The organism is Hydrogenophaga sp. ANAO-22 (assembly GCF_042466645.1).
Taxonomy (GTDB): domain Bacteria; phylum Pseudomonadota; class Gammaproteobacteria; order Burkholderiales; family Burkholderiaceae_C; genus Hydrogenophaga.
In genome coordinates this window covers 1,025,256-1,038,953 of sequence record NZ_CP159956.1, presented here as the reverse complement: position 1 = coordinate 1,038,953, position 13,698 = coordinate 1,025,256, and the positions used below count along the sequence as shown (strand labels likewise).

Here is a 13,698-nt window from a genome sequence, read left to right as displayed (position 1 = left end):
ATGCCTGACGCCCAAACCCCCGACACCCCCACCGGCCAGAAGACCCTGCTGCTGGTCGACGGCTCCAGCTACCTGTACCGCGCGTTCTTCGCCGGCGGTGAGGCCATGAGCACCACCTTGCCCGATGGCACGGTCCTGAAAACCGGCGCCATCCGCATCATGATCAACATGATGCAGAAGCTGCGCAAGGACGTGCGCGCCGACTACGCCGCCTGCGTTTTCGACGCCAAGGGCCCGACCTTCCGCGACGCGCTGTACCCCGAGTACAAGGCCAACCGCTCGCCCATGCCCGACGACCTGCGCGCGCAGATCGCCCCGATCCACGAGGTGGTGAAGCTGCTGGGCTGGAAAGTGCTGGACGTGCCGGGCGTGGAGGCCGACGACGTGATCGGCACGCTGGCCCACGTGGCCGCGCAGCAGGGCATCGACTGCATCATCTCCAGCGGCGACAAGGACCTGAGCCAGCTGGTCAACGAGCACATCACCGTGATCGACACCATGAACGACCGCCGGCGCGACGTGGCCGGCGTGACCGCGGAGTTCGGCGTGCCGCCCAGCCTGATGCTGGACTACCAGACGCTGGTGGGGGACCAGGTGGACAACGTGCCGGGCGTGCCCAAGGTCGGCCCCAAGACCGCCGTGAAATGGCTGATGGAATACGGCTCGCTGGAGGCGCTGGTGGCGCGCGCGGGCGAGATCAAGGGCGCGGCGGGCGAGAACCTGCGCAACGCGCTCGAGTGGCTGCCCAAGGGGCGGGAACTGCTCACCATCAAGACCGACTGCGATCTCCAGGACCACATCGAGGGCCTGCCCTCGCTGGAGGCCATCACGATCAACGGGCAGGACAGCGAGGCGCTCAAGGCGTTCGGCGAGACCTACGGCTTCAAGGGCCTGGTCAAGTCGCTGTCGCAGCACGATGTGCCACCGGAGCTGATCGAAAAGAGCCAGGCGAAGGCCAAGGCCAAAGGCCCGGCGGACGAGGGCTCGCCCGGCCTGTTCGACGAGCCCGACCTGAGCGGCAGCGCCGAGCGCACCACCAACCTGCGCTACGACACCATCCTCACCTGGGCGCTGTTCGACAGCTGGCTGCAGCGCGTGCTGGCGGCCGAGCTGGTGGCGCTGGACACCGAGACCACCTCGCTCGACGAGATGCGCGCCGAGATCGTGGGCATCAGCTTCAGCGTGACGCCGGGCGAGGCCGCCTACATCCCGCTGCGTCACGCCGGGCCCGACGCGCCCGAGCAGTTGCCGTTCGACGAGGTGCTGGCCAAGCTCAAACCCTGGCTGGAAGACCCGGCGAAGCACAAGCTCGGCCAGCACGTGAAGTACGACCGCCACGTGTTCGCCAACCACGGCATCGAGGTGCGGGGCTATGTGCACGACACCATGCTGCAGAGCTACGTGCTGGAGGTGCACAAGCCGCACGGCCTGGCCAGCCTGGCCGAGCGCCACCTGGGCCGCCAGGGCATCAACTACGAAGACCTGTGCGGCAAGGGCGCGCACCAGATCCCGTTCGCGCAGGTGGACGTGGCCAAGGCCGCCGAGTACTCGTGCGAGGACAGCGACCAGACGCTGGACGTGCACCGGGTGCTGTGGCCGCAGCTGCAGGCGGACGAAAAGCTCCGGTTCATCTACGAACTCGAGATCGCCAGCAGCGAGGCGCTGTACCGCATCGAGCGCAACGGCGTGCTGATCGATGCACCCACGCTGGCCGCGCAAAGCAACGAGCTGGGCCAGCGCATCGTGGCGCTGGAGCAGGAGGCCTACGCCATCGCCGGCCAGCCCTTCAACCTGGGCAGCCCCAAGCAGCTCGGCGAGATCTTCTTCGACAAGCTCGGCCTGCCCGTCATCAAGAAGACCGCGACCGGCGCACGCAGCACCGACGAGGAGGTGCTGGAGAAACTCGCCGAGGACTACCCGCTGCCGGCCAAGATCCTGGAGCACCGCAGCCTGTCCAAGCTCAAGGGCACCTACACCGACAAGCTGGCCCAGATGGCGCTGCCGCGCACCGGGCGCGTGCACACGCACTATGCCCAGGCCGTGGCGGTGACCGGGCGGCTCTCCAGCAACGACCCCAACCTGCAGAACATCCCGATCCGCACGCCCGAAGGCCGGCGCGTGCGCGAGGCTTTCGTGGCGCCCGCGGGCAGCGTGATCGCCAGCGCCGACTACTCGCAGATCGAGCTGCGCATCATGGCCCACATCAGCGGCGACGAAGCCCTGCTGCGCGCCTTCCACGAAGGGCTGGACGTGCACCGCGCGACCGCCGCCGAGGTGTTCGGCGTGGAGACGGCGCAGGTCAGCAGCGAGCAGCGCCGCTACGCCAAGGTGATCAACTTCGGCCTGATCTATGGCATGGGCTCGTTCGGTCTGGCCAAGGCCTTGGGCATCGACAACACGGCGGCCAAGAACTACATCACGCGCTACTTCGAGCGTTTCGAGGGGGTGCGGCGCTACATGGACGAAACGCGCCAGCGGGCCAAGGACGTGGGGTACATCGAGACGGTGTTCGGCCGGCGCCTGGTGCTGCCCGACATCAAGAACGCCAAGGGTGCGAAGCTGTCGGCGCTGGAGCGGCAGGCCATCAACGCCCCCATGCAGGGCACGGCGGCCGACCTGATCAAGCTCAGCATGGTGGCGGTGCAGGCCGCGCTGGACGGGCAGCGCCGGGGCACGAAGATGATCATGCAGGTGCACGACGAACTGGTGTTCGAGGTGCCCGAGGGCGAGGTCGACTGGTTGAAGACAGAGATCCCGCACCTGATGGCCGGCGTGGCCGCGCTCAAGGTGCCCCTCCTGGCCGAGGTCGGCGTCGGCCCCAACTGGGACAAGGCCCATTGAGCGCCCACGCAGGTTGAACTTCGGGCGCGCCCCGAAGTCAGGTAGTTTTTCAACCCCCGAAGAAGGAGACACGACGATGCTCGAAGAACAACACGTGCAGGACCTCGACGCCTTGCTGCCCGGCCAGTCCACCGAACACGGTGCCACCCGCCGGACCGCCCTGAAAGCCGCGCTCGGCGTGGGCTATGCGGCCTCCGCGCTGCCACTGATGGCGCAGACGGCGATCAAGACGCCCACCGATGGCCTGACCGTGGGCGAGGTGACGATCGACGTCAACGGCTTCAAGATGCCCGCCTACCGCGCCGCCCCGGCCGGCAAGACCGGCCTGCCGGTGGTGCTGGTGCTGTCCGAGATCTTTGGCGTGCACGAGTACATCGCCGACACCGCCAACCGCTTTGCCCGGGCCGGTTACCTGGCCATCGCGCCCGAGCTGTTCGTGCGCCAGGGCGATGCCCAGGGCTACGGCGAAATGGCCAAGCTCATCTCGGAGGTGATCTCCAAGGTGCCCGATGCGCAGGTGCTGGGCGACCTGGATGCCACCGTGAAGTGGGCCGCCGCCAATGGCGGAGACGCGGGCAAGGTGGGCATCACCGGTTTCTGCTGGGGTGGGCGCCAGGTCTGGCTGTACACCGCGCACAACCCGGCCGTGAAGGCCGGCGTGGCCTGGTACGGCCGCCTGGTGGGCGATGCGACCCCGCTCAACCCGAAACAGCCCGTGGACGTGGCGGCCAGGCTCAATGGCCCCGTGCTGGGCCTGTACGGCGGCGCGGACACCGGCATCCCCCTTGACACGGTTGATAAGATGAAAACCGCCCTGGCGGCCGGCAACGCGGCGGCCAAGGCATCGACCTTCGTGGTGTATCCGGACGCACCGCACGCCTTTCACGCCGACTACCGGCCGAGTTTCCGCAAGGAAGCGGCGGAAGACGGGTGGAAGCGGGCGCTGGCCTGGTTCAAGCAGCACGGCGTGGCCTGATCGGGCCACCCTCCGTTCAACGAAGGCCGCCCTGGGGCGGCCTTTTTTCGTGGTGACAAGCAAATGACCCTGTTGGCAATCCTCATCGGCACCGTGGCAGCGGGCGTGGGCAGCGTCTGGCTGGCGGCCCTGCTGAGCATGGCCATGCTGGCGCGCTACACCCAGCACATGCTCAGCCTGGCGGCGGGGGCGCTGATGGCCACGGCCTTCATGCACCTGCTGCCCGAGGCCTTCGAGAGCGAGGCCGGCGCGCACGAGCTGTTCGCGATGCTGCTGGGCGGTCTGGTGTTCTTCTTCCTGCTCGACAAGGCCGAGCTGTGGCACCACGGGCACGAGCACAGCCAGGAAGAGGAAGCCCTGCTCGACCACGAACCTCAGGACCACCACGCGCACCACCCTGGCCACAGCCATCACCACCACGGTCACGACCACGGGCCCCGCTCGGGCGGTTGGACGGTGCTGGCCGGCGACAGCGTGCACGCCTTCGGCGACGGCATCCTGATCGCCTCGGCCTTCATGGCCGACATGCGCCTGGGCGTGGTGGCCGCGCTCGCGGTGCTGGCCCACGAGGTGCCGCACCACATGGGCGATCTGGTGGTGCTGCGCCACACCTCGCGCAACTCGCGCGCCGCGCTGGTCAAGGTCTCGCTGGCGGGCACGGTCACCGCGCTGGGCGGCCTGCTGGGTTATTTCCTGCTCACGCAGCTGCAGGACTACCTGCCGTATTTCCTGGTCGCCGCATCCAGCAGCTTCGTCTATGTCGCCCTGGCCGACCTGATCCCGCAACTGCAGAAGCGGCTGAGCCTGCCGGCCACGGTGGCGCAGATCGCGTGGTTGCTGGTGGGGATCGCGCTGGTGACCGTGGTGAGCGGCTTGGCGCACTAGACAGACTGGCCGGCTTTAGCCGGCGACGCTGTCCCCGAACGAGAAGCAGAAGCGCGCTCCTGCACCCGGCTGCCCTTCGCCGGTGATGTGGCCGCCATGGCGCTCGATGATGCGCCGCACCGTGGCCAGGCCGATGCCCGTGCCCTCGAACTCGCTGGGCATGTGCAGGCGCTGGAAAGGCTTGAACAGCTTGTCGGCATAGGCCATGTCGAAGCCCACGCCGTTGTCCCGCACATAGAACATCCGGGGTTCGCCACCCACCGGTGGCAGCAGGCCCCACTCGATCACCGAGCGTTCCTTCGTGCGGCTGTACTTGAGCGCGTTGGCCAGCAGGTTTTCCAGCACGATGCGCGCCAGGCGCGGGTCACAATGCGCGCGCAGATCGGCCGTGATGCGCTGCTCGATCACACGCTCGGGTTGCTTGAGCTGCTCCTGCGCCAGGATGCCTTGCACCATGGCGCTGAGGTCCACGGTCTGCCGCGTCAGCACGCCCTGGCTCACGCGCGCCAGGGCCAGCAGGTCGTCGATCAATGAGCCCATGCGCTGGGTGGAACTGAGCACCCGGTCGAGCAGCTGGCGCTCGTCGGCGCTCAGGCGCGGCCCCACTTCCTCCTCCAGCAGGCGGGTGAAGCCGTCGATCGCGCGCAGCGGTGACTTGAGGTCGTGCGACACGGAGTACGCGAACGAATCGAGCTCGGCGTTGAGCTGCTGCAGGTCGGCGGTGCGCTCGCGCACGCGGTGCTCCAGCGTCTCGTTGAGGCGCTGGATCTCGCGGTCGCGGCGCAGGCGCACCAGCTCCGAATTGGCCCGGCCGGCGAAGATGGCGATCAGGGCCTGCGTGTCCGGGCGCAGTTCCACCGGCTGGCGCCAGAGCGCGAAGATCACGCCGATGGCGGTGCCGTCGGCATCGCGCAGGGCCTTGCCCAGGTAGGCCTGGCAGCCCGACTCGATGAGGCTGGTGGCCTGAGGGAACTGCTGCGCCAGGCCGTCCGTGCAGATGAGCATGTCCTGCTGGAGCAGGGAGCGCGCGCAGGGCGTGCCTTCGATGGAGAAGGTGAAGTTGGGCCGGGCCTGCCCGTCCTGGCGGATCGCCAGGCTGCGCACGCGGCCGTCGTCGCGGCATTCGCCCACCACCACCATGTCCGAGCCGATGGCCTCGCAGAGGTGGCGCGTGAGCGCGCTGAAGAAGGCTTCGCCGGTCTCGGCGGCCACGCCGCGCGCCACGTTGAGCAGCAGCGCCTCGCGCTCCTTCTCGGCGGTGATGCTGACGGTGCAGGCCAGGATGCAGGGCTCGCCGTCGATGTCCAGCAGCTCGGCCCAGATCCGGGTGTCCACCAGCGAGCCGTCCTTGTGGCGCATGCGGGTTTCGTAGCCGTCGATGTGGCCTTCGCACAGCAGCTGTTCGACGAAGGCTTCCCGGTCCTTGGGGGTCAGCCAGGCGCCGATCTCCACCGAGGTCTTGCCCCTGATCTCTTCCGGCAGCAGGCCCTGCGCGCGGTCCTGCGCGCGGTTGACCTCGATGATGGCGCCGTCCGAGAGGCGCGAGATCGTCATGTTCAGCGGGCTGAAATGGAAGGCCTTGGCGAAGCGCTCCTCGGAGCGGCGCAGCCGCTCCATGACCTCGTTCTGGGCGCTCACATCGCTGATGGTGGTGATGACCAGCTTGTCTTCGCGGTCGTCGCCCATCTCGCTGGAGACCAGGCCTTCGAAGGTGCTGCCGTCCGCGCGCTGGCCGCGCGCGGGGTACTGTTCGGCGCGCCGCGCGGCGAACAGGGCGGCCAGGTACGTCTCCCGCTGTTCGGGGTCCGCCCACAGGAAGCTGTCGGGTCGGCCCAGGGCCTGGTCGCGGGTGTAGCCGTAGCAGCGCTCGAAAGCGGGGTTGACGTCCAGGATCATCCCGGAACGGGCCGACTGCGCGATCATGGGGCTGGGACTGGTGCGGAAGATGCGGGCGAAACGCTCCAGGTTGAGGTCGCGCTGGTGCTCGGTTTTCTTGCGCAGCTCCAGCTCGGCCTTCTGCCGGTCGAACGCCTCACGCAACTGGCGCCCGCTGTGGTAGACCATCACGCCCACCACGATCACGGTGGCCGAGTGCGTGATCCACACGCGCAGGCCGACTTCGAAATAGGGCGTCGCGCTGAACCAGCCATTGACCTCGGCGAGCGTCAGCACACCGAGCGCGCCCACGCTCGCCGCGACCGTGGCAATGAGCGCGGTGCGCCCGAGGAAGGTGCCTGCGCCGGCCACCGCCGCGACGAACAGGAAGCCCACCGCCGTGCGCACCGAGCCGTAGGTGACCACCGAGAGCACGGCCGTGGCCAGCGTGCCCATCACGATCAGGGGAGCCACGTAGTGAATGCGGTCCCAGCGCACCAGGGCATAGGCCACACCCGACACCAGGACCAGGCAGGCCGCGATCCAGGCTTCGCGCTGCCCCGGGCTGGCGAACATCAGGTCGATCACCAGCACGATCAGCGCGGCGATGCCGGTCAGCAGCGCCAGCAGCTCCAGCACCCGCTTGCGCTGACCGTCCGGCGCGGGGGCTGGTCCGTCGGTTCCAGAAGGCGGGAGGAGGTCGGAGGCATGGGAATCGGTCGGCAGGCGCCCGCTGTCAGCCCTGCGCCGTGGGCAGGCCCGGCGTGTTGCACCACTCGCTCCAGCTGCCCGGGTAGAGCTTCGCGCGGCCCAGGCCGGCGATTTCCATGGCCAGCAGGTTGGGCACGGCGCTCACGCCGCTGCCGCAGTGGTGCACCACGGTGGCGGGGTCGCGGCCGGCGAGCAGGCGGTCGAACTCGGCGCGCAGTTCGGCCGCGGGCTTGAAGCGGCCGTCCGGCGCCGCGTTGTCACCGAAAGGGCGGTTGAGCGCGCCGGGGATGTGGCCGGCCACCGGATCCAGCGGCTCGGTCTCGCCGCGGAAGCGCGCACCGGCGCGGGCGTCGATCAGGGTCATGGCGGGGCGCCCGAGCGCGCCGGCGATGTCCGCCGTGCTCACGGTTTGCACCAGCGGCTCGCGCAGTTCGAAGACCGCTGGCTTCGGAGGGTTCGCGGGACCGCTTTCCACCGCGCCGCCGGCCGCCTTCCAGGCCGCCAGCCCGCCGTCCAGCACGGCCACGGCCTCGTGGCCGCACCACTTGAGCATCCACCACAGGCGACCGCTGGTGGTGATGGCCTGGCGGTCCAGCACCACCACCTGCTGGCTGTTGTCCAGGCCCAACTGGCCCAGGCGGGCGGCGAAGGTGGCGCGCGAGGGCAGCGGGTGGCGCCCGCCGCTGGCGCGCTCGGGGCCGGACTTGTCGCTCAGGTGGTGCTCCAGGTGCACGTGCACCGAGCCCGGGAGGTGCTCGGCCTCGAACTGGGCCAGGCCTGCCTCGGGCTTCATCAGCTCGTAACTGCAGTCAAAGATGCGCAACGGGGCGCCATGGGCAATGAGTTGCTGGAGTTCGGGGGCGGAGATCAGGGTCGTGTGCATGCGCGCATTGTGGGGCAGATGCCCCTCAGTGTTCTTCCGCGGGTGCATTCGGCACGGTGCGGGTGCGCAGCACGGTGGCGGTGATGCCGCTGACGATGATCAGCGCCATGCCCAGCCAGCCCATCAGCGGCAGCTGGTCGCCGAAGAAGACGATGCCGTAGATGCCGGCGATCACGATGCCCGAGTACTGCAGGTTGGCCACCACCATGGTCGCGCCGCGCGAGTAGGCGCGCGTCATGCAGAGCTGGCCGAACAGCGCCAGCAGGCCGATGGGCAGCAGCCACAAGGCGCTGGGCCAATGCCAGGGGCTCACGCCCGAGAACAGCATGCCGACCCCGCCGGCGAGCACGGCGCCGATCGAGAAGTAGAAGACGGTGCGGCTCTCGGGCTCTCCGGCGCGCGAGAGCGCTGCCACCTGCAGGTAGGCGAAGGCCGCGAAGATGCCCGAGAGCAGGCCCACCAGCGCGCCCACGACCTGGTGGTCGGCCAGCGTGGGGCGCAGCATCATGGCCACGCCGCCAAAGCCCATGAGCACGGTGAGGAACAAGGGGCCCTGCTCGCGGATGGGGGCGTTGCGCCCCTGCATGAGCAGGGCACCACCGAGCAGGAAGGTGGCGATCCACACGCTGCTCATGTAGTTCAGCGTCATGGCCGTGGCCAGAGGCAGGGCGGCGATGGCGAAGAACCAGGCGGTGAGCGAGATCGTGCCGACGATGCTGCGCCAGACATGCATCATGGGCATGCTGGTGCGCAGCGACACGCCGTTCACGCGCGTCATCGCGATCAGGAAGATCGCACCCACCACGCCGCGGTAGAAGACGATCTCGAAACTGTTGAAGTGGCTGGACGCGAACTTGATGCACACGCCCATGGAGGCGAAGAACAGCGAGGCGAGCAGCATCCACAGGGCCTGCATGGATCAGGCTCCTGTGGGCGAAGGGCACATGCCGGTGCCGATGGCGTCAGCCCGGGATGGCGCCCGCCATGTGGCGGCGGTACCACTCGTGGAAGTGCTGCATGCCGTCTTCCATCGGACTCTGATAAGGGCCGACCTCGTTGTCGCCACGCGCGAGCAGGGCCTTGCGCCCCGCGTCCATGCGCTCGGCAATCTCGTCGTCCTCGATGCAGGTCTCCATGTACGCCGCGCGCTGCGCCTCGACGAACTCGCGCTCGAAGGCCGCGATTTCCTCTGGGTAGTAGAACTCGACCATGTTGAGGGTCTTGTCCACGCTGACGGGATGCAGGGTCGAGACCGTGAGCACGTGCGGGTACCACTCCACCATGATGTGCGGGTAGTAGGTGAGCCAGATCGCGCCGTGGTCGGGCATCTGCCCCTGGCGGTAGTTCATCAGCTGCTCGTGCCAGCGCTGGTAGACCGGGCTGCCAGCCTTGCCCAGCAGGTTGGCCGGGCCCACGGTCTGCACCGAGTACTCAGGCTTGAACTCCCAGCGCAGGTCTTCGCAGGTGACGAAACCACCCAGGCCCGGGTGGAAGGGGGCGACGTGGTAGTCCTCCAGATAGACCTCGATGAAGGTCTTCCAGTTGTAGTTGCACTCGTGCAGCTCCACGTGGTCGAGCACCATGCCCTCGAAGTCGAGCGCGGCGCGCGGCCCCATGTTCGCCAGGTCGGCCTGCACGTCGCGGCCGTTGTCCTCGAACAGCAAACCGTTCCACTCGCGCAGCGGGTAGTTGTTGAGGTTCAGACAGGGGTCCTGCTCGAAGTGCGGCGCGCCGAGCAGGCGCCCGGCCTGTTCACCGTGCGTGCCGCTGTAGGTCCAGCGGTGCAGAGGGCAGACGATGTTGCCGCCGGCGCTGCCGCTGCGGGTCTCGCCGAGGTTGCCCCGGCCCTTGAGCATGACGGCCTGGCGGTGGCGGCACACGTTGGACACCAGCTCCACCCCTTTGTTGGTGCGCACCAGGGCGCGACCACCGGCCTCATGCGGCAGCGCGTGGTAGTCCCCCACATCGGGAACCGCGAGTTGGTGCCCCACATACCGGGGCCCGCGCTGGAAGAGCGTTTCCTTTTCGCGCTGGAACAGCGCCTCGCTGAAGTAGCTGGAAACCGGAAGTTGGCTTGCGGCCTGCTGCAGTTGAAGACTTAAATCAGACATGGTGGTCCTGACCTAGAGACTCCCCCTATGAAGGGGCAGGGTAAGCGCTGTGCTCGTCAGACGAATTCGCGCGGGATGGGTGGGGTGGTGCGTCCCTCCGGACAGGGGCTGTCCGTAGTGAAGAGGTGTGGAGAAAAAAAGAGAGCGGATTGTACCCCGGGGGGGAATATCCCTGCCGGGCATAAAATGCCGGTTTCACCAGGCCATCTTCAGCACCCCAAGGCCGGGCCCATGCAGCCCGCCCCACCGCGCGGCGAAGCAAGTACCGCGGTTTGCGAAGGGCCTCAGCCCACAGAATCCATGCCCACACCTTCTCCCTCCCGCGCCCCCCGTGCGGCCCCTTCTCCCAATGCGCCCGCCAGCTACGAGGCGGCGCTGGAAGAACTGGAGCAACTGGTGGCCCAGCTCGATGCCGGACAACTGCCGCTGGACCAGTTGCTGACCCGTTACCAGCGGGGCGCGGAGTTGCTCGCGTTCTGCCGCTCGCGGCTGGATGACGTGGAAAACCAGATCAAGGTGCTCGAAGGCGGCACGCTCAAGCCCTGGGACGCGCCGTGAACGCCGTGCTCTCCGATACCCACGATTTCGTGGCCTGGCGCCAGGCGCAACAGGACGCGGTGGAACGCGCGTTGGAGCGCTGGGTGTCCGCCGACGCGCCCGCCGGGCTGGGCGACGCCATGCGCTACGCCGTGCTCGATGGCGGCAAGCGCCTGCGCCCGTTGCTGGTGCTGGCCACCTGCGAAGCGGTGGGCGGCCACGCGGCGGCGGCGATGCGCGCGGCCTGCGCGGTCGAACTCATCCACGCCTACTCGCTGGTGCACGACGACATGCCTTGCATGGACAACGACGTGCTGCGGCGGGGCAAACCCACGGTGCACGTGCAGTTCGGCCAGGCCCAGGCCCTGCTGGCGGGCGACGCGCTGCAGGCCCTGGCCTTCGAACTGCTGGTGCCGGGCGACGGCAGCCTGAGCGATGGCATGAGCGCGCGCCTGTGCCGCCTGCTGGCGCTCGCGGCCGGGGCCGACGGCATGGCCGGCGGGCAGGCCGTGGACCTCGCCAGTGTGGGCGTGGCACTCGACCAGCCCGCGCTCGAAGCCATGCACCGCCGCAAGACCGGCGCCCTGCTGCAGGCCAGCGTGACCATGGGCGCGGCCACCGGCACGCCCTCGCCCCAGGCCCTGGCCCTGCTCGCCGAGTACGGCGCCTGCGTGGGCCTGGCCTTCCAGGTGGTGGACGACATCCTCGACGTCACCGCCGACTCGGCCACGCTGGGCAAGACCGCCGGCAAGGACGCCGCGGCCGACAAACCCACTTTCGTCTCCCTGATGGGACTGGACCAGGCACAGGCCTATGCCGACCGCGTGCTGGCCCAGGCCCACGACACCTTGCGCCGCTCCGGCCTCGACCACACCACCACCCTGCACGCCCTGGCCGACTGGGTGGGGCGGCGTGCGTCCTGAGGCCCGAAACAAGGCCGATCCACCATGACCCAAGCGCCCCCGCCCATGAATTCCCTGTTGTCGACCATCGAATCCCCCGCCGATGTGCGCCAACTCGCGCGCACGCAACTCTCGCCGCTGGCTGATGAACTGCGCGCCTTCCTGTTGCAGAGCGTGGCGCGCACGGGCGGTCACCTCAGTTCCAACCTCGGCACGGTGGAACTCACAGTGGCATTGCATTACGTCTTCAACACCCCCGATGACCGCCTGGTCTGGGACGTGGGCCACCAGACCTATCCGCACAAGATCCTGACCGGCCGGCGCGACCGCATGGCCACGCTGCGCCAGTTCGGCGGCATCAGCGGTTTCCCGCGCCGCGACGAGAGCGAGTACGACACCTTCGGCACCGCGCACTCGTCCACCAGCATCTCGGCCGCGCTGGGCATGGCGCTGGCCTCCAAGATCAAGGGCGAGCCGCGCAAGTCCATCGCCATCATCGGTGACGGCGCCATGACCGCGGGCATGGCCTTCGAGGCGCTGAACAACGCCGGTGTGGCCGAAGGCCGCCTGCTGGTGGTGCTCAACGACAACGACATGTCGATCTCCCCGCCCGTGGGGGCGCTCAACCGCTACCTGGCCCAGCTCATGAGCGGGCAGTTCTACGCCGCCGCGAAAAACGTGGGCAAGCAGGTGCTCAAGGGGGCGCCGCCCCTGTTCGAACTCGCCAAGCGCTTCGAGGAGCACGCCAAGGGCATGGTGGTGCCGGCCACGCTGTTCGAGAAGTTCGGCTTCAACTACATCGGTCCGATCGATGGCCACGACCTCGAATCGCTGATCCCCACGCTGGAGAACATCCGCCACCTGCTCGACACCGACAGCGGCCCGCAGTTCCTGCACGTGGTCACCAAGAAGGGCCAGGGCTACAAGCTCGCCGAGGCGGATCCTGTGGCCTACCACGGCCCGGGCACGTTTGATCCCGCGGTGGGCATCACCAAGCCCGCCACACCGTCCAAGACCACCTTCACCCAGGTCTTCGGCCAATGGCTGTGCGACATGGCCGAGGCCGATCCGCGCCTGGTCGGCATCACGCCGGCCATGCGCGAAGGCTCGGGCATGGTCGAGTTCGAGCGCCGCTTCCCCGCGCGCTACTTCGATGTCGGCATCGCCGAACAGCACGCCGTGACCTTCGCCGCCGGCCTGGCCTGCGAGGGGCTCAAGCCGGTGGTGGCGATCTACTCCACCTTCCTGCAGCGCGCCTACGACCAGCTCATCCACGACGTGGCGCTGCAGAACCTGCCGGTGGTGTTCGCGCTGGACCGCGCCGGCCTCGTCGGTGCCGACGGCGCGACGCACGCGGGCGCCTACGACATCGCCTACCTGCGCTGCATCCCCAACATGGCCGTGGCCTGCCCGGCCGACGAGGCCGAGTGCCGCCAGCTGCTGAGCACCGCGTTCGCGCAGAACCAGCCTGTGGCGGTGCGTTACCCGCGCGGTGCCGGTGCGGGTGTGGCCCAGCCCGCCGGGCTCGAAGGCCTGCCCTTTGGCCGTGGCGAGTTGCGCCGCAAAGGCCGGCGCGTGGCGATCCTGGCGTTCGGCACCTTGCTGCAGCCCGCACTGGCCGCGGGCGAGAAGCTGGGCGCCAGCGTGGCCAACATGCGCTGGGTCAAGCCGCTCGATGTGGAACTGCTGCGCGAGCTGGCCTCGTCGCACGATGCCTTGGTCACAGTCGAGGAAGGCAGTGTGATGGGTGGCGCTGGCAGCGCTGTGCTGGAGGCCTTGCAGTCAGAGGGCTTCGCACTGCCCGTGCTGCAACTGGGCCTGCCGGACACTTTCGTCGACCACGGCGATCCGGCTCGGCTGCTGGCCGGTCTGGGGCTGGATGGACCGGGCATCGAACGCGCCATCCGCACGCGTTTTGGCGATCTGCTCGCGCCCGTGGTGAAAGCGGTCGGCTGAACTGCGGCGCCGGAGCGTGGA

The 13,698-nt window shown here is 68.7% G+C and carries 10 protein-coding genes; 6 read left to right on the top strand and 4 right to left on the bottom strand.

Annotated elements, in window-relative coordinates:
* From polA to ABSY19_RS04830, 3 genes are all read left to right on the top strand, one after another.
* The gene (gene polA / locus ABSY19_RS04840) at positions 1-2,841 is read left to right on the top strand and encodes a DNA polymerase I (RefSeq protein WP_382159609.1); all 2,841 of its coding nucleotides are present in this window, start codon (positions 1-3) and stop codon (positions 2,839-2,841) included.
* 76 nt (positions 2,842-2,917) lie between these two features.
* A complete protein-coding gene (locus ABSY19_RS04835; protein WP_382159606.1) occupies positions 2,918-3,817 on the top strand; it encodes a dienelactone hydrolase family protein in 900 nt (299 codons plus the stop codon).
* 63 nt (positions 3,818-3,880) lie between these two features.
* Positions 3,881-4,702 (top strand): ZIP family metal transporter, encoded by an 822-nt coding sequence (locus ABSY19_RS04830; protein WP_291117636.1) that lies wholly within the window; start codon positions 3,881-3,883, stop codon positions 4,700-4,702.
* A 15-nt stretch (positions 4,703-4,717) separates the two neighbouring features.
* On the opposite strand, the gene ABSY19_RS04825 is transcribed toward ABSY19_RS04830, so the two are convergent.
* From ABSY19_RS04825 to ABSY19_RS04810, 4 genes are all read right to left on the bottom strand, one after another.
* On the bottom strand, positions 4,718-7,216 hold the full coding sequence (locus ABSY19_RS04825) for a PAS domain S-box protein (protein WP_382159604.1): 2,499 nt from the start codon (positions 7,214-7,216) through the stop codon (positions 4,718-4,720).
* A gap of 97 nt (positions 7,217-7,313) precedes the next feature.
* Positions 7,314-8,171 (bottom strand): sulfurtransferase, encoded by an 858-nt coding sequence (locus ABSY19_RS04820; RefSeq protein ID WP_382159601.1) that lies wholly within the window; start codon positions 8,169-8,171, stop codon positions 7,314-7,316.
* Between the two features lie 25 nt (positions 8,172-8,196).
* The gene (locus ABSY19_RS04815; protein WP_382159598.1) at positions 8,197-9,087 is read right to left on the bottom strand and encodes a DMT family transporter; all 891 of its coding nucleotides are present in this window, start codon (positions 9,085-9,087) and stop codon (positions 8,197-8,199) included.
* Positions 9,088-9,133: 46 nt separating this feature from the next.
* Positions 9,134-10,282, bottom strand: coding sequence for an aromatic ring-hydroxylating dioxygenase subunit alpha (locus tag ABSY19_RS04810; protein ID WP_382159595.1), 1,149 nt, complete (start codon positions 10,280-10,282; stop codon positions 9,134-9,136).
* 300 nt (positions 10,283-10,582) lie between these two features.
* Between ABSY19_RS04810 and ABSY19_RS04805 the strand changes: the two genes are divergently transcribed.
* From ABSY19_RS04805 to dxs, 3 genes are read left to right on the top strand one after another with little or no spacing between them, the layout of a single operon-like run.
* Positions 10,583-10,840, top strand: a complete 258-nt coding sequence (locus ABSY19_RS04805) for an exodeoxyribonuclease VII small subunit (RefSeq protein WP_382159594.1) — start codon at positions 10,583-10,585, stop codon at positions 10,838-10,840.
* 5 nt (positions 10,841-10,845) lie between these two features.
* Positions 10,846-11,742 carry a polyprenyl synthetase family protein gene (locus ABSY19_RS04800; RefSeq protein WP_382163684.1) on the top strand — a complete coding sequence of 299 codons (897 nt, stop codon included), beginning with the start codon at positions 10,846-10,848 and terminating at the stop codon, positions 11,740-11,742.
* Positions 11,743-11,787: 45 nt separating this feature from the next.
* Positions 11,788-13,677, top strand: a complete 1,890-nt coding sequence (gene dxs, locus ABSY19_RS04795; protein WP_382163682.1) for a 1-deoxy-D-xylulose-5-phosphate synthase — start codon at positions 11,788-11,790, stop codon at positions 13,675-13,677.
* Positions 13,678-13,698: the final 21 nt, after the last annotated feature.